The organism is Rhodophyticola sp. SM2404 (assembly GCF_053570515.1).
In genome coordinates this window covers 108,922-133,470 of the sequence record NZ_JBSEDL010000002.1, presented here as the reverse complement: position 1 = coordinate 133,470, position 24,549 = coordinate 108,922, and the positions used below count along the sequence as shown (strand labels likewise).

Below are 24,549 nucleotides of genomic sequence, written 5' to 3'. Positions count from 1 at the left end.
TTATGTGTCGGGCACCCATGTCACCTGCGCCTCACCTGCCTGCATCGCGCCGCTTGCGCGGTCAAAGCGGAGATAGGCGATGGCTTTGTCGCCCGCGCGGGTCAGCAATTTCCCCACTGAACGCTCGCTTGCAAAAATTTCCGTGCCAAAAGACGCGTCTCCAGACAGGTCCACCGTGACAAGCCCTTTTCGCAGCTCGGTTTTGTGCTTCATCCGCGCGGTCACCTCTTGCCCGACATAACAGCCTTTGCGGTGATCCACACCGCCAAGCGCCTCAAACCCTGCTTCAAGGATGAAGGTCTCATTCGGGATCAGTTCCAACCCTGTCTCGGGGATGCAATGGGCAACGCGGATCGCGTCCCAATCAATGCTCGGGGCATCGCCCTCGAGCCCATAGCCGCGCCAGCCAAGCGCGTGATGCCGCGGGTCGGCCCAAGCCCCTTCGGGCGGCAGCCCAAGCCCGCGTGTGACGCCAAGCCCGCTGTCTTCAATGCCCACATCCGCGCGCAGGCGGTACATCGCCAGCCGTTGCGCCAAGGCAGGTGCGATATCGGATTTCACATCCAGCAAGATGTCATCGCCGCGATTGAGCAGGAAGAAATCAGCCAGATATTTGCCTTGCGGCGTCAGGAGCGCCGAATAGACCAAACCATCCTCGGGGCCTTTGATGTCGCGGGTGACAAGCCCTTGAAGAAAGCCCGCACGATCCGCACCGCCGATCTTGAGAACCATCCGATCTTTTGTTGCTTCACCTTGCATCATCATGCCTCCTGATATCGCATGTCACAGGTAATCATGACCTGCGCGCTGGCAAGACGTGACGGCGCAATTGCGCCTCTTGCATCTTGGGTTTACGCCTATTCCCAGTTGTCAGAAAGGAACATCTCCATGAGCCTCGCAAATGGCCGCCATTATCTCGCGATCCCCGGACCATCGGTTATGCCCGATCGGGTCTTGCAGGCGATGCACCGCGCGGCGCCCAATATCTATACGGGTGAGCTGGTTGAGATGGTGCATGGGATCGTGCCTGATCTGAAAGCGGTTGCGCGCACCAGCACAGCGCAGGTCGCGATGTATATCGCCAATGGCCATGGCGCTTGGGAGGCCGCGATCTCTAATACCATGAGCCGTGGCGATACGATCCTCGTGCTTGGAACGGGCCGCTTCTGCCTTGGCTGGGGCGAAATGGCCGCGACCATGGGCGTCAACTGCCAGATCATCGATTTCGGCACGCAATCTGATATCGATATGGCCCAAGTCGCCGAAGCGCTGGAGGCCGATAAATCACATCAGATCAAAGCGGTGCTTGCCGTTCAGGTCGATACCTCGACAAGCGTGAAAAACGATATCGCAGCTTTGCGCAAAACCATGGATGCCGCCAATCATCCCGCCCTTTTATTCTCGGATAATATCGCCTGTCTGGCCTGTGACGAGTTTCATATGGATGACTGGGGCGTGGATGTGATGGTCACGGGCAGCCAGAAAGGGCTGATGACCCCGCCTGGTATGGGCTTTGTTTATTTCTCGCCCAAGGCAGATGCCGCGCGCGAAAACGCCGATCTCGTAACCTCGTATTGGGACTGGCGCCCGCGCGTGAACCCCGATGAGTTCTACCGCTACTTCAATGGCACGGCTGCCACGCATCATCTCTATGGGCTTCGCACAGCACTAGATATGATTGTGCATGAAGAGGGGGTAGAAACTGTCTGGAAGCGCCATTCCGTTCTGGCGCAAGCGATCTGGAATGCGCTTGAGGTTTGGGGGCAGGCGGGCCCCATCCGCCCCAATATCGCCGAGGCTGATAAACGCTCCTGCGCGGTGACAACAGTGGATTTCGGGACCGGAAACGGACAGCGCTTGCGCGATTGGATGATTGCCAATGCGGGCGTGACGCTTGGCATTCCGCTTGGGGGCATCAGGCCCGAGCCCGAGGCGGCGGCTGATTTTCTGCGCATTGGCCATATGGGTCATGTGAATGCCCATATGGTTCTAGGCGTGCTCGGCTCGCTTCAGGCGGGCATGGTGGCGTTGGATATCCCGCATGGACCAACAGGGCTTGAAGCCGCGGCCAAGGTCATTGCTGATGGCTCAAAGGCCTTTCTGGCGGGCAGCGTCCAAGGCAAGGGGCAGGGCTGCTGCTAGGGCCTCAAGCTCGCCCCCGCGCCCGCAAGAGACACGGATGCAGCGATCCTGTGGTGCCGTGAAGGGCATGCGCACAAACACCCCGCGCGCCACGAGCTCGTGCAGGACAGCGCGGGCGAAATCGCCATCGGCACCGCAATCAATTGTGACGAAATTGGTGGCGGAGGGCAGAGGGGTAAGCCCGTTTTCCCGAGCGATCCGAGCGATGCCTTCGCGCGCGCCTGCAATGCTTGCGACCGTTTTCGCGAGATAGCTTTGATCCTTGAGGGCGGCGAGGGCTGCGGCTTGCGCCACGCGCCCCATGCCGAAATGGTTGCGGATTTTGCCAAAGGCCGTAATGAATTCCGCCTCGGCCAGCGCATAGCCCACCCGCATTCCGGCCAGACCATAGGCCTTTGAGAAGGTGCGGAAACGTATCACGCGGGGATGGGTTATATCCATCTCGGGGATGGCCTCGGGCGGGGCGGTATCGGCATAGGCCTCATCCAAGGCCAGCACGCAGCCCTCTGGGAGAGCGTCGATCATTCTTTGGACGGTGGCGGCATCATGCCAACTGCCCATAGGGTTATCGGGATTGGCGAAATAGAGCAGCTTGGCATCGACCTCATGGGCCTTTGCAATCAAAGCCTCGGGGTCTTCGTGATCACCCTTATAGGGAACTTTATGCAGCACCCCGCCAAAGCCCGCGACATGATAGTTGAAGGTGGGATAGGCCCCGTCCGAGGTGACGACATGCGAGCCTTGGTCGATCAGGAGCCGCACCAGATAGCCCAAAAGCCCGTCTATTCCTTCGCCTACCACCACGTTTTCCATGCCCACCCCATGATGCAGGGCGAGAGCCATGCGCAACTCATGCAATTCTGGGTCGCCATACATCCAAGCCTCGGTCGCGGCTTCTTCCATAGCGGCAATGGCGCGGGGCGAGGGGCCAAACACGCTTTCATTGGCACCAAGGCGGGCCATGAACGCCGCGCCGCGGGCGCGTTCTTGCGTTTCAGGGCCGACGAAAGGGACCGTGGCGGGGAGGGTTTGGCTCAGCGGGGTAAAGCGTGGTTTTGTCATGGGGAAGGATTGGAGTTTTTCGCAGCCACACGCAAGAGGGAGCTGCGGGGCAGGGGCATCGAGCCCCTTTCCCGCATTGCGCCCGGGGGCGCGCGTATTTGAAGAAAGATGAAGAAACGGCCCCGCAGTGAGGGACCGTTTGTTGGTTTCGGATCAGTCGAGCTCGGCCAGTCGCGCGAGGGCGGATTTGATCTTGGCCTCTTCTTCCTCACGGGCGGCGAGGTTTTCGCGGGCCTCCACCACGACCTCTTCAGGGGCGCTGGCAACAAATTTGGGGTTGTTGACCCGCCCTTTGAGACCACCGATTTCCTTGGCAAGCTTGCCCAAAACCTTTTCGAGGCGCGCCTTTTCTTCGGCCACATCGATCAGATCGGCAATCGGAAGGCAGAAGGTGCCGCCCTCGACGGCGACGGTAACCGCGCCTTTGGGAACGGCCTCGATTTTGGTGATCTCGGAGATGCGTGCAAGCCGCGTGATCATGGCCGCGTTGCGATCCCACGCTTGCTGGCCTTTTTCATCCAGCTCCAATTGTTGAAGCTGGATTTTGAGGCCAACGGCCACATGCATTTGGGCGCGAACCGACCGGATTTCCTCGATCAATCCGATCACCCAGAGCATTTCGCGCTCGGCCGTCTCATCGACCAATTCCGCGCCATAGCTTGGCCAATCGGTTGTGACGAGCATAGAGGGGCGCGTGGCGATCTCGCCCCAAAGTTCTTCCGTGATGAATGGCATTGTGGGGTGGAGAAGGATCAAACATTGGTCGATCACCCATGCCATTGTGGCGCGCGTTTCAGAGATCACGGCCTCATCGCCTGATGCGAAAAGGGGCTTGGCAAATTCGAGATACCAGTCACAAACCTTGCCCCAGACAAAGGCGTAAAGGCCGTTGGCCGCATCATTGAAGCGGTAGGCGGTCAAGGCCTCGTCATGGGCCAAGCGCGCCCGTGCGGTCTCGGTCACGATCCATTTATTGACGGTTTGGGTCACAGATGCGGGGTCAAACCCGTCAACGGGTTTGCACTCGTTCATCTCGGCAAAGCGCGCGGCGTTCCAAAGCTTAGTGCCGAAATTGCGATAGCCAGCGATGCGATCCTTGGAGAGTTTCAGATCACGCCCCATTGCCGCCATCGCGGTCAGTGTAAAGCGCAGCGCATCCGCGCCGAAATCATCGATCAGGTCGAGAGGGTCGAGCACGTTGCCGATGGATTTCGACATTTTGCGGCCCTTCTCATCGCGGACCAGCGCATGGACATAAACATCGCGGAAGGGGATGTCATCGACCACGGCCAATTGCATCATCATCATTCGTGCAACCCAGAAAAAGATGATGTCAAAACCCGAAATGAGGACGGATGTTGGGAAATAACGCTCCAGCTCTGGTGTCTCTTCGGGCCAACCAAGCGTGCCAATCGGCCAAAGGCCAGAGGAAAACCACGTGTCGAGAACATCGGGGTCGCGGGTCAGCGCCTTGCCGCCTGCCATGGCCTGCGCTTCTGCCTCGGACGCTGCGCAATATTCCTTGCCATCCTCGTCATACCAAACAGGGATTTGATGCCCCCACCACAGTTGACGCGAGATTGTCCAAGGCTCGATATTTTCCAGCCAATGGAAATAAACCTTCCGATGCTGCTCGGGCAAAATATTGGTGCGGCCCGTGCGCACGGCGTCCAGCGCGGGCTCCACGATTTTTGCGGTATCGACGAACCACTGATCGGTCAGCATAGGCTCGATCACCACTTTGGAGCGGTCACCGAAGGGCTGGGTGATGGTTTTTTCCTCAACCAGAGGCACCATGTCATCAGCACCTTCCGCATCGGCTTTCAAAGCGGCCTTGCCAAGGCGTGGGTCGGTGGCCTGCGTCATGACGGCAAGGCCTTCCGCGGTGATCTCGGCGATCACGGCCTCACGCGCGGCGAAACGGTCAAACCCGCGAAGATGGTCGGGAACGAGGTTCAGCTCATCCACTTCAATCTCGCTGAGGCTTCGCTCGCCTTTGGCCACGGCTTGGGCGATCTGCGCGACCTCGGCGTAAGGCGCACCATCGGCGCGCAGCTGCGCGCGGGTATCCATCAAACGGTAGCAAGGAATGCCCGCCCGTTTGGCCACGCCATAATCGTTGAAATCATGCGCGCCCGTGATCTTCACGGCACCCGAGCCGAAATTGGCGTCAGGGTATTCATCCGTGATGATGGGGATCAAGCGGCGATGCTCTTTTGGGCCGACAGGAATTTCGCACATCATGCCGACAATCGGCGCATAGCGCTCGTCATCGGGGTGCACGGCCACCGCGCCATCGCCAAGCATGGTCTCGGGGCGCGTTGTCGCGATGGAGATATAGTCACGCTCTTCTTCGAAGATCACGTTCCCGTCTTCATCTTTCTCCAAATACGAATAGGTCGCCCCATTCGCCAGCGGATATTTGAAATGCCACATATGGCCCGTTTGGTCGATATTCTCGACTTCGAGATCCGAGATCGCGGTTTCAAAATGCGGGTCCCAATTGACCAGCCTTTTGCCGCGATAGATGTAGCCCTTGTTATACATTTCCACGAAGACCTTGATGACGGCATCGTGGAAATTGCCCTCTTCGCCTTCGGGCGCTCCGGGAGCGCCGGACATGGTGAAGGCATTGCGCGACCAGTCGCAGGAGGCTCCAAGCCGCTTGAGCTGCTCGATGATCGTCCCACCGGATTGCTTTTTCCAATCCCAAACCTTGTCGAGGAATTGCTCGCGGCCAAGCTCGCTGCGGGAGGGTTCGCCATTCTTGGCCAGTTCTCGCTCAACGACCATTTGCGTGGCGATGCCCGCATGGTCCTGACCTGGCTGCCAAAGCGTGTCAAAGCCGCGCATGCGGTGCCAGCGCACCAACACATCTTGAAGCGTATTATTGAAGGCATGGCCCACATGAAGAACGCCCGTCACATTGGGTGGCGGGATCATGATCGAGAATGTTTCCCCATTCGGGGTGGTATGCGCGCCAGCCTTGAAAGCGCCTGCTTCCTCCCATTTGCGGGAGATGCGGGCCTCGGCCTCGGTGGCGTTGAAGTTCTTTTCCATGGGTCCTGCCTTCGGGTGGTCCTCAGAGTTTGAGATCATCTAGCGAATGGGGGCGGCAAGGCCAAGGGGTGTGGTGGCGGCACATGCATTTACGGGGCGGTTTGTCGTCGAATTCAGGGTGCTGGTGTAAGAAAAAGCCGCTGCGCGGGGCTTGGCGCAGAAATATTGCGATTTGGGCGGAGACGCGGCGTTCTGTGTCGGTCTGAGGACTGGACAGTTGCGCCGCCGCCGCTAGTGTCCCAATCACAGCATAACGGGCGAGGATCTAGTCATGAGCAAATTCGGAACGAGCCAATCGGTCAAGCGCCTTGAAGACTCGCGCCTTGTGACGGGGCATGGCCGTTATGTCGATGATATCACCCCCGATGGCGCGCTGCATGGCTATGTATTCCGCAGCCCTGTGGCCCATGGCATGATCACCACCCTTGATGTGTCGCAGGCCCGCGCAGCCCCCGGTGTGCATGCCGTTTATACCGCCGCTGATCTGGATGCGGCGGGCGTGGCCAATAAGATGAAATTCTCCACGGTGAAAAATCGTGACGGCTCCATGGGAGCCGCCCCCCAACGCCCCATTCTTGTGACAGATCGGGTGCGGTTCGTGGGCGACACGATCGCCTTTATCGTCGCTGATACGGTCGCCCAAGCCAAAGATGCGGCCGAGTTGATCGAGTTTGATTTCGATGAATTGCCAAGCAAGACAGATGTCGTGGCAGGCGGGCAGGTGGTGCATGAAGAAGCCCCCGACAATGTCGCGTATGATTTCGAGCTTGGCGATGATTATGCCGTGCAAGAGGCGCTGGCCACAGCCAAGCATCGGATCAAACTGACGATTGATGATAACCGTGTGATTGTGAACAGCATCGAGCCGCGCGGCTGCTTTGCCGAAATGGTCGGTGAGCGGGTGCATATCTCGGTCAATGGCCAAGGCGTTTGGGGCACCAAAACGGACCTGTCGAAATTCTTTGGCGTCGATCCCGAGATGATCCATGTGACCACGCCTGATGTCGGCGGTGGTTTTGGCATGAAGGGCATGGGTTATCCTGAGCATTTCCTCGTGTGCTTCGCCGCAAAGCAGCTTGGTCACCCCGTGCGCTGGATGGCTGAGCGGACCGAGTCGATGCTGTCCGATAATGCAGGGCGTGATCTGGTCACCACCACCGAGATGGGCTTTGACGAGGATCACCGCCTTGTCGCCTATCGCTGCGAAAGCTGGTCCAATATGGGGGCCTATAACTCGCAATTCGGGCAGGCGATTCAATCCAGCCTGTTTTCGCGCGTATTGGCTGGCACCTATGACATCCAGAACACCTATTTCCGCAATCACGGCATCTATACCAATACAACACAGGTGGATGCCTATCGCGGTGCTGGCCGCCCTGAGGCGATTTTCTGCCTTGAGCGCACGATTGATTTTGCCGCGCGAGAGATGGGCGTCGACCCGCTTGATCTGCGCCGCAAGAATTTCATCAAGCCGGAGCAGTTCCCCTATAAGACCGCCACGGGCGAGCTTTATGATGTGGGCGATTTCCACCGTCTGATCGACAGCGCTGAAAGCAAGGCCGATATCAAAGGCTTCGACAAACGCCGTGCGGCTTCTGAGGCTGCGGGTAAATTGCGCGGGCTGGGGGTGTGTTACTACATCGAGTCGATCCTTGGTGACCCCGAGGAAACCGCCGCAATCGAGATCACCCAGACAGGCGCCAAGGTCTATGTCGGTACGCAGTCAAACGGTCAGGGCCATGAAACGGTTTATGCGCAATTGCTGCATGACCAGACGGGGCTTCCGCTCGACAGCATCGAGATTATTCAGGGCGATAGTGACCTGATCGCGACGGGTGGTGGCACGGGCGGCTCCCGCTCGGTCACCGTTCAGGGCATGGCAATGCGCGAGACGGCTGATGTGTTGATGGCAGGCCTGACGGAGTTCATGGCCGATCATCTCGACAATGCAGATGTCAATTTCGACGTGGAAGAGGGCGTATTCCGCGCACCAGGTTCCAATGTCGTGATCACCTTGCTGGAGGCCGCCGAGGCCGCCCGCGCGGCGGGCAAGGCCGAGTTGACCAAAGCCACCAAGCGGATCAAACTGCCAGGCCGCTCCTATCCCAACGGTTGTCATGTCGCCGAGATCGAGATTGATCGCGACACGGGCCAGACAGCCGTTGTCAATTACACGGTTGTTGATGATTTCGGCAATCTGATGAACCCGATGCTGGCCGAGGGCCAAGTGCATGGCGGTGTCGCCCAAGGGATCGGGCAGGCCATTACCGAGCACACGGTCTATGACAGCGATGGCCAGCTTTTGACGGCGACCTTCATGGATTACGGCATGCCGCGCGCCGATGATGTGCCTTTCATGGCCTTCTATACCGAGCCTGTGCCATCGGTGCATAACCCGCTTGGCATGAAGGGCTGCGGCGAGGCAGGCACGGTTGGCGCTTTGGCGGCTGTGGCCAATGCGGTGCAGGATGCGCTTTGGCCTTACGGGTTGCGTCAGGTGGATATGCCCTTCACACCATCGCGGATGTGGGAGCTTCTCAATCAAGGTAAGGCGGTTGCTGCGGAATAGCGCTCTTTGGAAACGCCTTCGCGGATTTCGAAACCCGCCGCCACCCGAGCCGGCGGGCGAAAATCCGCGTATGCTTGTCGTCTTGATGGACGGGACCCTATCCTCCCTCAAAAGGGGGGAGAAAACCAATATCGGCCGCACCTATAGTCTGCTTAGCCAACCAGGTGCCGTGCCTGATCTGGCGCTTCATTATGAGCCAGGCATCCAATGGCGCGGGCTGCGCCATGCGCATGAGGTGATCGCAGGCGTCGGTATCAACCACCAGATCAAACGCGGCTATGGCTTCTTGGCCAAGAACTACAGGCCCGGTGATAAGATCATTCTTATGGGCTATTCACGCGGGGCTTATGCGGTGCGCTCGCTGGCAGGCCTGATTGATCGCATGGGTTTGCTGCGCGCAGATGAGTTGAATGACCGATCGCTTGAGCGGGTCTATTTCCACTACCGCAGTGATCCAGACACCGAGGCCGCGCAGGCCTTCAAAGCGGCAAGGTGCCATGCGGAAATCCATATCGATTTTCTGGGGGTCTATGACACTGTGCGCGCCTTGGGAATTCGTTGGCCTGGCTTGTGGCGTTTCCTTCCAGTGCCCCATCCCTATCACAATCACAAATTGGGGGCTTGCACGCGCGTGGGGCGGCAGGCGCTGGCCATCAACGAGTCGCGCAACCTCTACCAGCCTGTGATTTGGGAAACGGATGCGGCGCAGGATAATGACGTGGTGCAGATGTGGTTTCGCGGGCGGCATGGCGATATTGGCGGCCAACTCAGCGGTTTTCACGCAGCCCGCCCCTTGTCGAATATCCCGCTTGTCTGGATGTTGGAGGAGGTCGAAAAACACGGGCTGAAACTGCCACATCATTGGCAGATGCGTTTTGTGACCGATCCTGATGCGCCCTCGACAGGCAGGTTTCATGGCTATGCCAAATATTTCCTGATCCGCCGCCGCAGAACCATTGGCGCAGACCCGTCCGAGCGGTTGCACCCATCGGCTCGGGATGCGGCGCGGGCAGCCGGTATTGATGTGCCTGTTGCGGCCTAGCTCCCGCGGAGCTTTGCGCGCAGGGTCGGGTCGGCCTCACGTGGGTTTTCGGGCCAAGGATGGCGCGGATAGCGCGCGCGCATATCCTTTCGAACATCGGCATAGGAGCCGTCCCAAAACCCCGGCAGGTCATTGGTCACTTGAATGGGCCGTTGCGCGGGCGAAAGCAGCGTGACTTTGAGGGGTAAACGCTCAAGCCCGATTTGCGGATGCTGGGTCGTGCCGAAGACTTCTTGTAGACGAACCTGCACTTCGGGCTGGTCGCCTGAATAATCAATCGCCGCACCGCGCCCCAATGGCGTGGTCCAGCGCGCGGGCGCAAGGCGGTCCAATTCGGCCTGCTTGTCCCAGCCCAGATAGGCCGTCAGCGCATCGGTCGGATCAAAACGCGCCAAGTCCTCGGCGCTGCGTTTGCCCGAGAGATAGGGCAGGGCCCAATCCTCCAGCCCGTCCAGAAGGGCCGCATCGCTGACATCCATCAGGCCAGAAAAGCTGATCCTTGCCCGCAGCAGCTTTGCGGCTTTCGACCAATCCAGTGCCTGCAACCCCAGATCACGAATGCCCGCCAGCAAGGCCTGCGCCACTGCATCGGGATCTGCGTCTTTCCACAGCCTGTCCTCCAGCACCAAAGCGCCAAAACATTCCTGTCTGCGTGTCACCACCTTGCGCTCGCGTTTGGACCAGTCGCAGATATCCCGCCATTCAATCTGATCGGCAAAGAGGTCGCGCATCTCGCCCTCGGACAAAGCAATGGATTGGCGAATGCGCGCCTCGCGCGGGTTGCCATCAAGGTCGCTGGCCACGATCAAACGCTGCCCTGCGAGACCATCGCCATCTGGCATCACAGCCCCTTTGCCGCCTGACAGCACATAGCGCGGGGCATCTCCCTTGCGGCGCAATCCGATCCTGTCGGGATAGGCGAGGGCGGCTTGTGCGGCAGGGCTGCGCGGTGCGCCGCTTTCGAATTTGGCGAGGCGTTTGGCCTCTTGGCGGATGCGCGCAATCACGCCGCGATCTGCGTTGAATTTCTCGGGCGTCTCGATGGCGCGCAGGCGCAGGGTTAGATCGATGCCGCGCCCGCGCAGTGGATCACGCTCGGCCATAAGGGCTGCCAACCGCGCCGCGCCCTTGCCGCCACTTGCCAGCATATGCGCCAGCCGCGGGTGCAGTGGCATTTTGGCCAAGGCGCGGCCATGCTCAGAAATGCGGGCTTGCGTGTCCAAGGCCCCCAAACCGCGCAGAAGCGCGCGCGCCTCGGCCAATGCGCCTTCGGGTGGCGGGGTCAGGAAGGCCAAGCCCTCATCCGAGCCCCAAAGGGCCAGTTCCAGCGCGAGGGATGCCAGATCAGCGGCCTCGATCTCGGCGGGGGGAAAGGAGGGCAAGGCCCCTTCAGCGCCTTTGGTCCAATTGCGATAACAGATGCCCTCGGCCACGCGGCCTGCGCGGCCACGGCGTTGTGCCGCTTCGGCACGGCTAACGGGGTCTGTGACCAGCCGTGTCATGCCCGAGCCTGCATCAAACCGCGCGCGCCTTGCGCGGCCTCCATCAACCACGACACGGATATCTTCGATGGTCAGCGAGGTCTCGGCGATCGAGGTTGCAAGCACCAGCTTGCGCCCCGTCTCGGCGGGTTTGATCGCCGCGCGCTGATCCTTGAGCGGCATCGCGCCAAAGAGGGTATGAAGCTGCACATCGCCAAACAGGCGCAGATGCGCGGCCACGCGCCTGATCTCGCCCTCACCGGGGAGAAAGGCGAGGATGCCGCCTTTGGTCTCGGTCATGGCCTGTTCGATCAGGCGCGCCATGGTGATCTCGAAGCGTTCCTCGCGGGGGGGTGGGGCCTCGCGCCAGCGGGTCTCGACCTCGAAGGCACGTCCTTCCGAAGTGATTAGCGGCGAATCCTCAAGCATCGCGGCAACTGGGCCTGCATCCAGCGTGGCTGACATTACCACAAGGATCAGATCATCCCTGAGCGCGCTGCGCACTTCCCATGCCAAGGCCAGCCCCAGATCGGCATTGAGCGAGCGTTCGTGGAATTCGTCAAAGATCACGGCACCAATACCGGGCAGATCGGGATTGTCTTGCAACATGCGGGTCAGGATGCCTTCGGTCACAACCTCGATCCGTGTGGCCTTGGACACGGCATGCTCACCACGCACACGAAAACCGACAGTCTGGCCAACCTCCTCGCCCAAGGTTTGGGCCATGCGTTCGGCGGCAGCCCGCGCGGCAAGGCGGCGCGGCTCCAGCATGATGATCTTGCCTTGTGTCAGCCCCGCCTCCAGCATCGCCAAGGGCACACGCGTGGTCTTGCCTGCCCCGGGTGGGGCTTGCAAAACGGCACGGCCATGACGCGCAAGCGCCTCGGTCAGGCTGGGAAGGATATCGTCGATCGGCAGGATCATCGGGGTGGAGGGAACCTTTTAATATATCGCAGGGCTGGACGCCTTGCGGGGGAACAGGCAGAAAAGCGTCTCTAGGGTCAAGGAAATTCAAACAAGATGAACCGCCGCGACATTCCCGATGATATAGCCGAGCGCATTCTTGCAGGCGAGCGTCGTGCCTTGGCGCGTGCCGTGACGCTGGTGGAAAGCACGCGCGCCGAGGATCGGGCGCAGGCCACCGATTTGCTTGAGCGGCTTCGCGGCCATGGGCGACAGGCTTTGCGCATTGGTCTTTCGGGCACGCCGGGGGTAGGCAAATCCACCTTTATCGAGGCCTTCGGGATGATGCTGACCGCCCAAGGCTTGAAGGTTGCGGTTCTGGCGGTTGATCCAAGTTCGACCCGTTCAGGCGGCTCGATCCTTGGGGATAAAACGCGGATGGATCATCTGAGCCGCGAGAAAAACGCCTTTATCCGTCCCTCGCCCTCGCTGTCGCATTTGGGTGGTGTGTCGCGCCGCACGCGCGAGGCTGTGGCGCTGTGCGAGGCGGCGGGGTTTGACGTGGTGCTGATCGAAACCGTGGGTGTGGGCCAATCCGAGACGATGGTGGCCGAGATGTGCGACCTCTTTGTTTTGCTGCTGGCCCCTGCTGGTGGCGATGAGTTGCAAGGCGTCAAACGCGGCATCATGGAGATGGCGGATTTGATCTTGGTGAATAAGGCCGATGGCGATCTGAAAGCGGCAGCCACCCGCACCACGGCTGATTACGCAGGCGCGCTGCGGCTGTTGCGCAAACGTCCGCAAGACCCCGAAGGATTTCCCAAGGCGCTGCCTGTTTCTGCGATGGAAGGCGATGGCTTGCCTGAGGCATGGGAGCAGATGCAAGAGCTTGGCGGTTGGCGCAAGGATACAGGGCTTTGGGATGCGCGCCGCGCCGAGCAGGCGGCCCATTGGTTCGAGCAAGAGGTGCGCGAGGGCCTTTTGGCGCGGTTGCGCAGTGACGCGGGCGTGAAGGAGGCGATGGCCGCGATGTCGGATCAGGTTGCCCAAGGCGCGCTGACCCCTGATATGGCAGCCGCCCAAATGCTGGCGCAACTCAAGGGCTGACGCATGTTTTTAGGCGGGGGCTTTAGCCGAAAATCCGCTCACCCTGTTCGTCGATAACCTGTTTGGCTTTGCGGATCGAAAAGGCAATCGCCTCATCCTCGGATTGAACGGTATCGGCGCGCAGCAGGTTATGGGTTTTCGTCTCGCCATCCACGTCCTTTTCGATCCGCGCGGCAATGCGGTAGCCGCCCGCATCGCGCTGAGGGGCTGCGAAAATCCGAAAATCCTTGTGGATTTCGGGCGTTGGTTCGGCTTTGGCACCGCCGCCAAAAAGCTTCGAGAAAAGGGACATGGGGCTACACTCCTCAGGTTTGGAGGTGAGTTTAGACGCCGCGCCGCCTGAGCGCCAGTTTCAGGGTCAAGACTAAGAAAGGCGTGCCGTGTAGCGCGAAGTCGAAAATATCGACGGGTCGGGTAAGCCCGCCCGCAGCCAGCATTTTGAGCTTCTCCCAGATATGTGGCTCGGGCGTGAACGGGGCAAGGCCAAGAGTGAGGCAGAGCGCCAGCACCACCCAAAGCGGCAGAGCGTCGAGAAGGCGGCGGAGCGTGTTCATTTAAACTCCGAGATCACAAGCCCGACCGCCATCGCTGAACTCACTGATCCAGGAAGCTCCGCAATTTGCGGCTGCGGCTTGGGTGCTTCAGCTTGCGCAAGGCCTTGGCTTCGATCTGACGGATACGTTCGCGGGTCACCGAGAATTGCTGGCCCACTTCTTCCAGCGTGTGGTCGGTGTTCATCCCGATGCCGAACCGCATGCGCAGCACGCGTTCCTCACGCGGGGTGAGCGAGGCCAGAACCCGTGTTGTCGTCTCTTTGAGGTTTTCCTGAATGGCTGAATCGAGGGGCAGAACCGCGTTCTTATCCTCGATGAAATCACCAAGCTGGCTGTCTTCCTCATCGCCGATTGGCGTCTCGAGGCTGATCGGCTCCTTGGCGATTTTCATCACCTTGCGGACCTTGTCGAGCGGCATTTGCAGCTTCTCGGCCAATTCTTCCGGTGTCGGCTCACGACCGATCTCATGCAGCATCTGGCGGCCTGTGCGCACCAGCTTGTTGATCGTTTCGATCATATGAACCGGAATACGGATCGTGCGGGCCTGGTCGGCGATCGAGCGGGTGATTGCCTGACGGATCCACCATGTCGCATAGGTCGAGAATTTATAGCCACGGCGATATTCGAATTTATCAACCGCCTTCATCAGGCCGATATTGCCTTCCTGAATAAGGTCGAGGAATTGCAGGCCGCGATTGGTGTATTTCTTGGCAATCGAGATCACGAGACGCAGGTTTGCCTCGACCATCTCTTTTTTGGCCTGACGGGCTTCTTTTTCGCCCTTCTGAACCTGTGCCACGATGCGGCGGAATTCGCTGATATCAAGGCCGACATATTGGCCGACTTGGGCCATATCGGCACGCAGTTCTTCGACCTTGGGGCGCGAACGCTCCATCAAAGCCTGCCAGCCACGGCCCGCTTTTTCGGCCATGCGGTCAACCCAAGTTGGGTCCAGTTCATAGCCGCGATATTCGCCCACAAACTCGTGGCGGTTGATGCGGGCCTGATCGGCCAGTTTCACCATATTAGAGTCGATCGACATGATCCGGCGGTTGATGCCATAGAGCTGGTCGATCAGCGCTTCGATACGGTTGTTATGCAGATGCAGCTCATTCACCAGCTCCACAATTTCCGAGCGAAGCTTCTGGTATTTGGCTTCGTCCTTTTTGTGGAAGCTTTCATCTTCATTCAGGGTCGCTGAGATACGCTTATCCTGCATCTCGGCCAGCTGGATGTAGTTTTCAGCAATCACATCGAGGGATTCGAGAACGCGCGGCTTGAGGGCAGCCTCCATCGCGGCAAGGCTCATATTGGCCTGATCGTCCTCATCCTCGTCGTCGTCATCATTCTTGATGATCGGGTTGCCATCGGCGTCCAGTTCAGGCTCGCCCTCGGCTCTCGGCGAGGCTCCACCATTGGCAGGCACAGCGCCCACAACAGGGGCTTCGCCGTCTTCATCTTCGCCCATTGCATTGCCGAAGGTCGCGTCGAGGTCGATCACGTCGCGCAGCAGGATGTCCTCTTCCAGAAGTTCGTCGCGCCAGATGGTGATCGCCTGAAATGTCAGCGGGCTTTCGCACAGCCCTGCGATCATCGTATTGCGGCCAGCCTCAATGCGCTTGGCAATCGCGATCTCGCCTTCACGGCTGAGCAGTTCGACCGAGCCCATCTCGCGCAGATACATACGCACGGGGTCATCGGTACGGTCGAGCTTTTCTGTTCCCGTGCTTGAAACAGCAACCTCACGGGAGTTCGTGGTTTCGACCAGATCGGTCGCGCCCTTATTCTCTTCTTCTTCGGCCTCATCATCCTCGATGATATTGACGCCCATCTCTGAGAGCATCGACATCACGTCTTCGATCTGCTCCGAGCTGACCTGCTCGGGCGGGAGGACGGAATTCAATTGGTCGTAAGTGATGTAGCCACGAGCGCGCGCATCCGCGATCATCTTTTTGACGGCGGCTTGGCTCATGTCGAGCCCGTGTTCTGCGTCTTCGCCGTCCGGTTTGCGATCGTCGGTGTCTTTAGCCATTGCGCGATTATCCTTTCGCTCAAGAGTGATTCGCACCCTCGGATATGTACCCTATAAAGTGCGAATCACTGATTCGCACTCCCAGCTACCTCGTTTTCTTCTCCCAGACGCGGGCTTCTATCAACCCACGAAGGTAATTGGACAGCTCAGTTCGGTCTTCCCCTGTGTCCGCTTGGTCCTCGTTTTGGCTCCGCTCGGCGTTCTGGCGCGTGCGGATCGCGTGATTGAGGCGCCATGACAGATGCGCGTCGTCTTCGGTGCGGTCGATATCTTCCAGCGCCTCTGCCATCTCATGCTCGATCCCGCGTTTTGCGGCGAGCTTTGCGAATTCTTCCGTCAGGCATTGCGCCGATTTCTCGGGGTCACCCGCCGCCAGAGTGCAGGGTGCTATCCGCACATGGCCAAGCGTCTGTATTTTTTCAAGGGTAGCTCGAAGATTAGCTGTCTCAAGTTCGGCCAGAAGCGGTTCATGCTCCCGCGCGGATGTGCGCAGCAAAAAGCTGCAAAGCTGCGCGTATTCTGGGTTTTCAGGCTCCAGCCGTTCAAGCTGCGCCTCAAAACGGTCGATCAAGGCGGGTGTTCGGCACAATGTTGCAAGGATCAGGGTGATGCGGATCTCGGCCTCACTGCGCAGACCCGAGGCAAGGGCCGAGGCACGCGTGGCGGCCAAGGGCACCACTTGCGCCTCGCCAAAGCCAAAGCGTTTGCCGCCCGCGCGCGCGCCGCGTTGCTCAAACCCGCGTCTTTGCGGGTTGAACAACTGCCTGCGAAGATCGTTGATCGCCTCACCGTAATGGCGGCGCAGGAACGGGTCAGGGATACGGCTGATCGCTGTGCGCAGGGTTTTATCAAGGCCCGCACGCCGCTCAGGGCTGTCAAAGCTTTTGCCTTCGGTCTCGCGTCGCCAAAGCAGGCTGACCAAGGGCTGCGCCTCATCCAGCAGCTTTTGCATGGCGGCGGGGCCTTTGCTGCGGATCAGGTCATCAGGGTCCAGACCCGCAGGCATGATGCAGAACCGCAAGGATTTACCAGCCTCAAGCAAAGGAAGCGCCAGATCAATCAGGCGCATGGCTGCGCGCAGGCCCGCCGTGTCGCCATCCAGCGCGATGATCGGTTCATCCGCAATGCGCCACAAAAGGCGCAACTGGTCTTCGGTAATGGCAGTGCCCAAAGGGGCCACAGTCGCGTGGAAGCCGCCGCGCACAAGCGCGATTACATCCATATAGCCCTCGGCCACAATCAGAGGCTGGCCTTTGCCCGCCGCCTCGCGGGCGGGGCCGTGATTGTAGAGCGCGCGGCCTTTATCGAACAAAGGCGTCTCGCGGCTATTGAGATATTTGGCGCGCGCATTCGCGGCCATGGCGCGGCCCCCGAACCCGATACAGCGCCCGCGCGGATCACGGATCGGAAAGATGATACGGTCGCGAAACGCGTCATAGGGCGCGCCGCCATCATCGGGTTTGCTGGCAATTCCAGCCGTAATGACGCGGTTTGCATCCAGCCCCTTGGCGGTCAATTCGGTAAAGGCCCCTTGGCGGGTTGCAGGGGCAAAACCGATCTCGAATTGATCAAGGGCCGCTTGATCAAGCCCGCGTTTCTCAAGATAGCTACGGGCCTCGGCTGCGGCGCCGGTTTTGAGTTGCAGGCGGAAATACCCAACGGCGGCTTCGGTGATCTTGGCCAGTTCTGCGCGTTCATCCGATTTTTCCTGCGCGCGCGGGTCACGGGCTGGCATCGTCATCCCTGCCTCACGGGCAAGGATTTCAACCGCTTCCATGAAGCTTACATTTTCGGTTTCCTTAATGAAGCCCAAAGCATCGCCTTTGGCGTGGCAGCCAAAGCAATAGTAAAAGCCTTTGCGGTCATCGACATGAAAGCTGGCGGTCTTTTCCTGATGGAAGGGGCAGGGGGCCCACATATCGCCTTTGGCCTGATTGGATTTGCGATTATCCCACATGACCTTGCGACCGACCACTTGGGACAGCGAAACACGATTGCGCAACTCGTCTAGGAATCCAGGGGGCAAGCTCATGGCACAAGTATCATTGGCCTTTGGCGCGAAGTCCAGTCGGCGCGGGGGCGGGTCTGTGGATAAGGCCCGCAAAATTGTGCGTAATCATGCTCTGGCGCGCGCTGTGGCTAGAGAGAGGCGCGTTTGGCCACATTTGTCATGGCATCCGTCAATTCATGCAAAGCGGTCTGGGCCATGCTGCGGAACACCATAATCAGAAAGCTTTGCGGGGCGGTTTTCACCAAAATCATCTGCATATGGCCAAGGCTGCTGCGCAGGGTCTGGCCCGTTTTGAACTGCGTCTTGCGCAGATCAGCAGGCACCAAGCGCGCCAAGACATCCGCCGCCTCTGTGCCGCCCAACTCAAACCGCGCCCAAGCATCGCTTTGATCCGTAAGGGCTGCGTCTTTTGCCAGTTTGGATGAGGCCTCCACCCCAGTCAAAAAGGCCAGATCCAGCCCTGCCCAGATCACGCGCGTGCCCGCATGTTCGCTTGTCTGACCAGCGGCGGGCCATTCCAACCCATGCGCGACCTTCAGCGTCTTTGCCAGCGCGGTCTCCTTGCCCGCGAAGGGCGCGATTGAGGTGATGGGTGTCATCTCAAGCTCGGATAAGGTCACCGTGCCGATAGTGCTGCTAGGGATCCCGTTTGCGGGGCTTTGTGCGATCAGCTTAGCCACGAAGACGCCCTCCCTCTGGGTCGAAAAACACGGGGTCGCAAACCTCCAACTCTGCCTCTAACCCACGCAGATGATCGACCATGCGGATATGCTCGCCCACCCTGTTGCGGCCATTGCGCAGGAAGCCAAGCGCGATGGAGTGGCCGAGTGTGGGGGAAAAGGCGGTCGAGGTGATATAGCCTTGATCATGCTCACGATCGGCAGGATCGTCGGTGCTAAACAAGCGCCCCCCCGCGATCACCTGTTTGACCGCGCCCACAGGCTTGAGGCCGACCAATAATTCGCGCCCTTCATCCAGCAAACCTGGCCGCTTGGAGGCCGCATTGCCGATGCAATCTTTCTTGGCCGAAACCATCCGTCCCATGCCAATGTCAAAGGCCGTGACCCGTCCGTGAATTTCGGCATGGGTGATAAAGCCTTTCTCAAGGCGCAAGACATTCAAGGCCTCCATCCCATAGGCACCGCCTCCCATGGTCTCGGCGCGCGCGACCAGATCGCGAAACAGCGCTGCGCCAAAGCGTGCGGGGACGGCCAATTCATAAGCATGCTCGCCCGAGAAGGAGATACGGAACAATCGCGCCTTTGTGCCATGCACGCTCACCTCGCCACAGCCCATATAGGGAAAGCTGTCACTGTCGATCGGGCTGTCCAAAAGCCCGTTCAACAGCTCGCGCGATTTTGGGCCTGCAATGGCAAATTGCGCCCATTGCTCGGTGGCCGAGATAAAGCGCAGCTGCATCTGGGGACGCAGGCATTGATGCACGAAGTCCAGATGCGTCATGACCTGACCTGCCGCGGCGGTGGTTGTGGTCATCACATAATTGTTCGGCCCAAGCCGCGCAGTTGTGCCGTCATCCATCACATGGCCATCTTCGCGCAGCATCACACCATAGCGCACGCGGCCTTGCTTGAGCGTCGAGAATGTATTGGCATAGACGAAATCCAGAAATGCGGCCGCATCGGGCCCTTGGATGTCGATTTTTCCAAGCGTTGAGACATCGCAAATCCCGACTGCATTGCGAACCATATCCACCTCACGGTCGCAAGATTGCCGCCATGTCGTCTCGCCCCTGCGCGGGAAATAGGAGGGGCGATACCAAAGCCCCGCCTCGACCATTGCGGCACCGCGATCCAGACTTGCCTGATGCGAGGTTGTGAAGCGTTCAGGCGCGAAGCCTTTGCCCTTACCGCCTGCACCAAGGGCGGCCATCGAGACCGACACAAAAGGCGGGCGGAACACGGTTGTACCTGTTTCGGGAATACCGCGCCCTGTTGCATCCGCCAGCACGGCAAGGGCTGCGATATTGGAGTTTTTACCCTGATCAGGGGCCATGCCTTGGGTGGTATAGCGCTTCATATGCTCGACCGAGGCATAGTTTTCCTTGGCCGCGAGGCGCACATCCTTGGTGGTGACGTCATTGGCGAAATCAAGCCATGCGCGGCCCTTGCCCTCGACATACCACAGCGCCTGCGATGCACCCACCTCGGAGCTGGCTTGCGGCAGTTGTGTGGCTTTCGCCCGCTTGCCAAGCGCCTTGAGGGCGGCTTTTGCCGCCTCGGCCCCTGCGTTCAAACAGCCTAGCGTATCGAACACGCCGTTGCAGGCCCCCGCAGGGGTCATGTTTGGCACGGCTCCTAGGGATGGGATGAAGCCTTTGATCGCCTCATTCCAGACAGGGCGCGCGCCAAGATGGCAGGTGAGATGCACATTGGGGTTCCAGCCGCCCGACATCGCAAGCGCATCTGTCTCAATCTGCTGTACTTGCCCGCCATGGCGCACGGTGATCTGCGACAGCCCGTGCCGCCCTTTGGTACCAATCACTTGGCCACCCTTGATCAGCTTGTAATCACCCTGAGCTTCCGCATCCAAACGACTGTCGATCACAGCCGCAACTTCAACGCCTGCCTCCTGCAGGGTAAGCGCCGTTTTATGGGCGCTGTCATTGGTGGCAAACAGGGTCATTTTGCGGCCAGGCACAACGCCAAAGCGCGCCAGATAGGTCCTGACGGCTGAGGCTAGCATGATATTGGGGCGGTCATTCAGCGGAAAGGCGATGGGGCGTTCCAAGGCACCAGCCGCCAGAACGGCCTGTTTGGCTTGGATGCGCCAGAAACATTCGCGCGGCAGGCCATCTTCTGGCGGCAAATGCAGCGAAACGCGCTCCAGCGCGCCATAGGTGCCGCCATCATAGGCCCCTGTCACGGTGGTGCGGCGCATCAGGCGGACATTTTCCATGCCTTCCAATTCGCGCAGCGCCTCCTCGGCCCAGAATGAGGAGGCCGCGCCATCGATCTCGTCTTCATCTGCCAAAAGCCGCCCGCCGAAACGGTCGCTTTCCTCGGCCAAGATCACATCAACACCCGCCCGCCCCGCAACAAGGGCGGCCATCAAACCCGCAGGCCCGCTGCCGATCACCAGCAGGTCACAATGGGCATAGGCCTTTTCATAGGTTTCATCATCCGCTTTGCCCGACAAACGCCCAAGCCCTGCCGCGCGGCGGATCACGGGTTCATAGAGCTTTTCCCAAAAGGCGCGCGGCCACATGAATGTTTTGTAGTAAAAGCCCGCGCTCAGAAACGGTGCGGCCAGATCATTGATCGCCAGAAGGTCGTATTTGAGGGGGCCGAGATGGTTCTGGCTATGGGCGGTCAATCCGTCGAACAGCTCCTGCATGGTGGCGCGGGTATTGGGCATGATCGCATCGCCACGCCCGATCTCGACCATGGCATTGGGTTCTTCCGAGCCTGCGGTCAGCACGCCACGCGGACGGTGGTATTTGAAGCTTCGCCCGATCAATTTGACATCATTGGCCATCAAGGCCGAGGCCAGCGTATCGCCCGGATGACCTTGGTAGTATGTGCCGTCAAAGCTAAAGCCGATTGTCGTGCCGCGATCAATGCGACCCTTGCCTTCAACCCGCATTGGTTTTCTCCTTCACAACGTCGCGCGCCAATTCGGCGCCGCTGACCTCATGGGTGATGGTATTGCGGCTGACAACAAGCCAAACGCCACAGCCAAAGGCGTGATGCCATAATTCGCGGGTGGGCCCTGCGGGGTTGTCGCGCAAATGCAGATAGGCATGCCACTGCTCAGGCGGGGCATCGGCTGCGGGCCGGTCCAGATAGGTGTCATGCCCCTTGGGGGAGAACTCTCTGAGGTCGCGGGTGCCGCATAGGGGGCAGGGGATTTGCATTTTCAGGTCACCAAGTCTGGGGGCTGTATCTGTTGCGCTCAATCGAAATTTCTAATGCAGGTTATGCTGGGACCCAGTCCCTTCTTCATCCATCAAGCCGATGCCCGTCTCGAAACGGTCCAGCCGGTATTTCGCGGCAGGGGCGTGATGTTGGTCAGTGGCGAGAAGATGCGCGAAAGAATAGCCCGAGCCTGGAACCGCCTTGAAGCCGCCATAGCACCAGCCGCCATTGAAATAGAGCCCCTCGATATGGGTCTTGTCGATGATTGGCGATCCATCTGCCGACATATCCATGATCCCTCCCCAAGAGCGTAGCATCTTGGCCTTGCCGATCATCGGCATCAGCGTCATGCCCGCCTCGATCACATGCTCGGCCATCGGCAGGTTCCCGCGCGAGGCATATGAGGCATAGAAATCAAGGTCGCCCCCAAAGACGAGGCCGCCCTTGTCGGATTGGCTGATATAGAAATGCCCCATGCCATAGGTGATGACATTGTCGATGCAGGGCTTGAGCCCTTCGGTCACAAAGGCTTGCAGGACATGGCTTTCAATCGGCAGGCGCATGCCCGCCATGGCCGCAACCTGCCCTGATCTGCCCGCCACAACGATGCCCACCTTTTTGGCACGGATCGCCCCGCGGCTGGTCTGCACGCCTTTGACGCGACCGTTCCCGATATCGATGCCTGTCACTTCGCAATTCTGGATCAGATCAACCCCGCGCTGATCTGCCCCGCGCGCATAGCCCCAAGCCACGGCGTCATGGCGCGCAGTGCCCCCGCGCTTGTGGTATAGGCCGCCATAGATCGGGAAACGCGTTTGCTCGTAATCGATATAGGGCACCAGTTTGCGCACCCCTTCGCGATCAAGCAAAATGGCATCATCGCCTTGATTGATCATCGCATTGCCGCGTCTGGCATAGGCATCGCGCTGACCATCGGAATGAAACAGGTTAATGATGCCGCGCTGGCTATGCATCACATTGTAATTAAGCTCAGCTTCCATCCCTTCCCAAAGCTTGAGGGAATGGGAGTAAAACTCGGAATTTCCAGGAAGTCCGTAATTGGCGCGCACGATGGTGGTGTTGCGACCGATATTGCCGCCGCCGAGATAGCCTTTTTCGAGCACGGCGATATTGCTCAGCCCATGTTCCTTGGCCAGATAAAAGGCCGTTGCCAAGCCATGGCCACCGCCGCCGATGATAATGATATCGTATTCTGCCTTTGGCGCTGGATCACGCCAAGCAGGTTTCCAACCCTTATTGCCAGTCAGGCCTTCCGCCAGCACACGCCAGCCAGAGTAACGCATCGTTCAGGCTCCTTCTCCGCCCGCAAAAGCGCGCGTCCTAGAAGACCTAAGCAAAGCATTCGGAACAGGAAAGAGCAATGCTCATCAGGCCTGATGTGATGCGGCCCAACTCGGCGAAATTAGTGGTGTCGAGCGGGCTGTCGCCAGAAATTTAGGCAGGTCAGCCAGAGCCACCTTCAGTTTCGCCGCCACCGCCGCCTTCTTCCTCGTTGAAATCATATTCAAACGCGGCGTCCCAATCAAAGCCTGAAGGGTCTTCCCCAGCATCATCCATGCCATCGCCCTCACCAGGAGAGCAGTTTGCAACGCAGAAACTGGGGTCAGTCCCATCATTGAAATCAACGCGGTCGACAAAGCGCGGGCGTGTCACTGAAACAAAGTCAAATTCCATCTCGCCCATGCCGATGCTGAAAGCGGGTGTATAGGGAAGAAATGTCTCCACAACCAAAACATGCGACCCAATTTCCATCAGCGGAATTCGGTCGGTGACGGCACCAAGCGTTTCATTCGTATGCCTCAGGCGCCCTTGTGTGCCGTAAGACCAGTCAACAACAAAGCCCTGATCGGTGCGCCGCACTTGAGTTGCGCGCATTTGGGTGATCTCGGGGCTGCGGGTGATGTGCTGGAAGATATTCGACAGGCCCTCGATATCGGATCCATACATGGTGACCTCGGCCCGCGACAGCACGTCTGATACCGCGTAATTGGCCTTTACCGCCCCGTTATATGTCCGAAAGCCGTCAAAAAACACGAAGCTTCCGACAAAGACCCAAGCCAAAATAGGCGTCAGGATGATGGCCTCAAGCGCGACCGCAGCGGTCTCGTCGCGAAGGAATTTTCTTACTGATCTAGCAATATTCATAAGTCCCATCCCGCTTACGGCTCATTCACGAAGATCGAGGCTGAAATCATATGGAGGCCGCCTGTATCATCGCGGGTCAGGTTCAACCCAAAGCCCGAGAAGGGCAGGATGCGGTCAACAACCACGCAGGCGCGGATAAGCATCAATTGGTTTACTTGGCCCACATCAAAGGTATTTGCAGGGCGGACCCAGCCATCCCTGTCGACACAAAGTGAGTCTTGATCAGGAAGGAAGTAATTGGGGCCCACGATTGGACGCAGATCGAGCGTCAGCAGTTGATCGCAATCATTGATCACCACAGTTTGCTGGCAAATGACATTTGCGATCTGGTCATGTGTTGCGGTCAGGCCCGGTGTTACCCGCATGACGCGGACGGTTGTATCAAGGGCGCGTTCTAGCATCACCTGACGCGTCAGGATCATCGCGGTCTCGAACACGGCTGTGAACAAGATCATGACAATCGGGAAGACGATCACGAATTCCAACGAGGCTGTCGCCGTCTCGTCGCGCCAGAACTGTCGAATGGTGTGGTGCAATGCCATCTC

Annotated in this window: 18 protein-coding genes; 4 read left to right on the top strand and 14 right to left on the bottom strand. The window is 59.2% G+C overall.

The genetic code is table 11. The annotated features are described in order from the left end of the window. Window positions 1–759, bottom strand: coding sequence for a CAF17-like 4Fe-4S cluster assembly/insertion protein YgfZ (ygfZ, locus tag ACTYEO_RS03635; RefSeq protein ID WP_449322655.1), 759 nt, complete (start codon window positions 757–759; stop codon window positions 1–3). Window positions 760–888: 129 nt separating this feature from the next. Here ygfZ and ACTYEO_RS03630 point away from each other — a divergent pair, with 129 nt between their 5' ends. Then, window positions 889–2,142: a pyridoxal-phosphate-dependent aminotransferase family protein gene (locus ACTYEO_RS03630; RefSeq protein ID WP_449322354.1), complete on the top strand. Its 1,254-nt coding sequence runs from the start codon at window positions 889–891 to the stop codon at window positions 2,140–2,142. Here ACTYEO_RS03630 and ACTYEO_RS03625 read toward each other — a convergent pair. Then, the gene (locus ACTYEO_RS03625; protein WP_449322353.1) at window positions 2,089–3,204 is read right to left on the bottom strand and encodes a pyridoxal phosphate-dependent aminotransferase; all 1,116 of its coding nucleotides are present in this window, start codon (window positions 3,202–3,204) and stop codon (window positions 2,089–2,091) included. The two genes, ACTYEO_RS03630 and ACTYEO_RS03625, sit on opposite strands and share 54 nt — an antisense overlap. 153 nt (window positions 3,205–3,357) lie before the next feature. Beyond that, entirely contained in the window at window positions 3,358–6,264 is a 2,907-nt protein-coding gene (locus tag ACTYEO_RS03620) for a valine--tRNA ligase (protein WP_449322352.1), read from the bottom strand. Between the two features lie 271 nt (window positions 6,265–6,535). Here ACTYEO_RS03620 and ACTYEO_RS03615 point away from each other — a divergent pair, with 271 nt between their 5' ends. Together ACTYEO_RS03615 and ACTYEO_RS03610 are read left to right on the top strand one after the other, a co-directional pair. Continuing rightward, complete coding sequence (locus ACTYEO_RS03615) at window positions 6,536–8,833, top strand: xanthine dehydrogenase family protein molybdopterin-binding subunit (RefSeq protein WP_449322351.1); 2,298 nt, start codon at window positions 6,536–6,538, stop codon at window positions 8,831–8,833. Between the two features lie 70 nt (window positions 8,834–8,903). Beyond that, window positions 8,904–9,875, top strand: a complete 972-nt coding sequence (locus ACTYEO_RS03610; RefSeq protein ID WP_449322350.1) for a DUF2235 domain-containing protein — start codon at window positions 8,904–8,906, stop codon at window positions 9,873–9,875. Here ACTYEO_RS03610 and hrpB read toward each other — a convergent pair. Further along, complete coding sequence (gene hrpB, locus ACTYEO_RS03605) at window positions 9,872–12,280, bottom strand: ATP-dependent helicase HrpB (RefSeq protein ID WP_449322349.1); 2,409 nt, start codon at window positions 12,278–12,280, stop codon at window positions 9,872–9,874. The two genes, ACTYEO_RS03610 and hrpB, sit on opposite strands and share 4 nt — an antisense overlap. 96 nt (window positions 12,281–12,376) lie before the next feature. Between hrpB and meaB the strand changes: the two genes are divergently transcribed. After that, complete coding sequence (meaB, locus tag ACTYEO_RS03600; RefSeq protein ID WP_449322348.1) at window positions 12,377–13,366, top strand: methylmalonyl Co-A mutase-associated GTPase MeaB; 990 nt, start codon at window positions 12,377–12,379, stop codon at window positions 13,364–13,366. Between the two features lie 22 nt (window positions 13,367–13,388). Here meaB and ACTYEO_RS03595 read toward each other — a convergent pair whose 3' ends face one another. The 10 genes from ACTYEO_RS03595 to ACTYEO_RS03550 all read right to left on the bottom strand — a co-directional run bounded on the left by ACTYEO_RS03595 (window position 13,389) and on the right by ACTYEO_RS03550 (window position 24,546). Beyond that, window positions 13,389–13,658 (bottom strand): HlyU family transcriptional regulator, encoded by a 270-nt coding sequence (locus ACTYEO_RS03595; protein WP_449322347.1) that lies wholly within the window; start codon window positions 13,656–13,658, stop codon window positions 13,389–13,391. Window positions 13,659–13,689: 31 nt separating this feature from the next. Continuing rightward, window positions 13,690–13,920 carry an RND transporter gene (locus ACTYEO_RS03590; protein ID WP_449322346.1) on the bottom strand — a complete coding sequence of 77 codons (231 nt, stop codon included), beginning with the start codon at window positions 13,918–13,920 and terminating at the stop codon, window positions 13,690–13,692. Window positions 13,921–13,960: 40 nt separating this feature from the next. Continuing rightward, window positions 13,961–15,952, bottom strand: coding sequence for an RNA polymerase sigma factor RpoD (gene rpoD, locus ACTYEO_RS03585; protein WP_449322345.1), 1,992 nt, complete (start codon window positions 15,950–15,952; stop codon window positions 13,961–13,963). A gap of 85 nt (window positions 15,953–16,037) precedes the next feature. Next, window positions 16,038–17,984 carry a DNA primase gene (dnaG, locus tag ACTYEO_RS03580; protein ID WP_449322344.1) on the bottom strand — a complete coding sequence of 649 codons (1,947 nt, stop codon included), beginning with the start codon at window positions 17,982–17,984 and terminating at the stop codon, window positions 16,038–16,040. A 107-nt stretch (window positions 17,985–18,091) separates the two neighbouring features. Further along, entirely contained in the window at window positions 18,092–18,643 is a 552-nt protein-coding gene (locus tag ACTYEO_RS03575; RefSeq protein WP_449322343.1) for a sarcosine oxidase subunit gamma, read from the bottom strand. Next, window positions 18,636–21,566 carry a sarcosine oxidase subunit alpha family protein gene (locus ACTYEO_RS03570; protein ID WP_449322342.1) on the bottom strand — a complete coding sequence of 977 codons (2,931 nt, stop codon included), beginning with the start codon at window positions 21,564–21,566 and terminating at the stop codon, window positions 18,636–18,638. Before ACTYEO_RS03570 ends, ACTYEO_RS03575 begins: the two co-directional genes overlap by 8 nt. Then, window positions 21,556–21,837 carry a sarcosine oxidase subunit delta gene (locus ACTYEO_RS03565; protein ID WP_449322654.1) on the bottom strand — a complete coding sequence of 94 codons (282 nt, stop codon included), beginning with the start codon at window positions 21,835–21,837 and terminating at the stop codon, window positions 21,556–21,558. Before ACTYEO_RS03565 ends, ACTYEO_RS03570 begins: the two co-directional genes overlap by 11 nt. 51 nt (window positions 21,838–21,888) lie before the next feature. Beyond that, on the bottom strand, window positions 21,889–23,142 hold the full coding sequence (locus tag ACTYEO_RS03560) for a sarcosine oxidase subunit beta family protein (RefSeq protein ID WP_449322341.1): 1,254 nt from the start codon (window positions 23,140–23,142) through the stop codon (window positions 21,889–21,891). A 160-nt stretch (window positions 23,143–23,302) separates the two neighbouring features. Beyond that, the gene (locus ACTYEO_RS03555) at window positions 23,303–24,004 is read right to left on the bottom strand and encodes a TadE/TadG family type IV pilus assembly protein (protein WP_449322340.1); all 702 of its coding nucleotides are present in this window, start codon (window positions 24,002–24,004) and stop codon (window positions 23,303–23,305) included. A 14-nt stretch (window positions 24,005–24,018) separates the two neighbouring features. After that, entirely contained in the window at window positions 24,019–24,546 is a 528-nt protein-coding gene (locus ACTYEO_RS03550; RefSeq protein ID WP_449322339.1) for a TadE/TadG family type IV pilus assembly protein, read from the bottom strand. Window positions 24,547–24,549 lie beyond the last annotated feature (3 nt).

Bases quoted from the DNA above. Each gene is read 5' to 3' on its own strand.
- ygfZ (WP_449322655.1), bottom strand. From the start codon at position 759: ATGCAAGGTGAAGCAACAAAAGATCGGATGGTTCTCAAGATCGGCGGT.
- ACTYEO_RS03630 (WP_449322354.1), top strand. From the start codon at position 889: ATGAGCCTCGCAAATGGCCGCCATTATCTCGCGATCCCCGGACCATCG.
- ACTYEO_RS03625 (WP_449322353.1), bottom strand. From the start codon at position 3,204: ATGACAAAACCACGCTTTACCCCGCTGAGCCAAACCCTCCCCGCCACG.
- ACTYEO_RS03620 (WP_449322352.1), bottom strand. From the start codon at position 6,264: ATGGAAAAGAACTTCAACGCCACCGAGGCCGAGGCCCGCATCTCCCGC.
- ACTYEO_RS03615 (WP_449322351.1), top strand. From the start codon at position 6,536: ATGAGCAAATTCGGAACGAGCCAATCGGTCAAGCGCCTTGAAGACTCG.
- ACTYEO_RS03610 (WP_449322350.1), top strand. From the start codon at position 8,904: ATGCTTGTCGTCTTGATGGACGGGACCCTATCCTCCCTCAAAAGGGGG.
- hrpB (WP_449322349.1), bottom strand. From the start codon at position 12,280: ATGATCCTGCCGATCGACGATATCCTTCCCAGCCTGACCGAGGCGCTT.
- meaB (WP_449322348.1), top strand. From the start codon at position 12,377: ATGAACCGCCGCGACATTCCCGATGATATAGCCGAGCGCATTCTTGCA.
- ACTYEO_RS03595 (WP_449322347.1), bottom strand. From the start codon at position 13,658: ATGTCCCTTTTCTCGAAGCTTTTTGGCGGCGGTGCCAAAGCCGAACCA.
- ACTYEO_RS03590 (WP_449322346.1), bottom strand. From the start codon at position 13,920: ATGAACACGCTCCGCCGCCTTCTCGACGCTCTGCCGCTTTGGGTGGTG.
- rpoD (WP_449322345.1), bottom strand. From the start codon at position 15,952: ATGGCTAAAGACACCGACGATCGCAAACCGGACGGCGAAGACGCAGAA.
- dnaG (WP_449322344.1), bottom strand. From the start codon at position 17,984: ATGAGCTTGCCCCCTGGATTCCTAGACGAGTTGCGCAATCGTGTTTCG.
- ACTYEO_RS03570 (WP_449322342.1), bottom strand. From the start codon at position 21,566: ATGCGGGTTGAAGGCAAGGGTCGCATTGATCGCGGCACGACAATCGGC.
- ACTYEO_RS03565 (WP_449322654.1), bottom strand. From the start codon at position 21,837: ATGCAAATCCCCTGCCCCCTATGCGGCACCCGCGACCTCAGAGAGTTC.
- ACTYEO_RS03560 (WP_449322341.1), bottom strand. From the start codon at position 23,142: ATGCGTTACTCTGGCTGGCGTGTGCTGGCGGAAGGCCTGACTGGCAAT.
- ACTYEO_RS03555 (WP_449322340.1), bottom strand. From the start codon at position 24,004: ATGAATATTGCTAGATCAGTAAGAAAATTCCTTCGCGACGAGACCGCT.
- ACTYEO_RS03550 (WP_449322339.1), bottom strand. From the start codon at position 24,546: ATGGCATTGCACCACACCATTCGACAGTTCTGGCGCGACGAGACGGCG.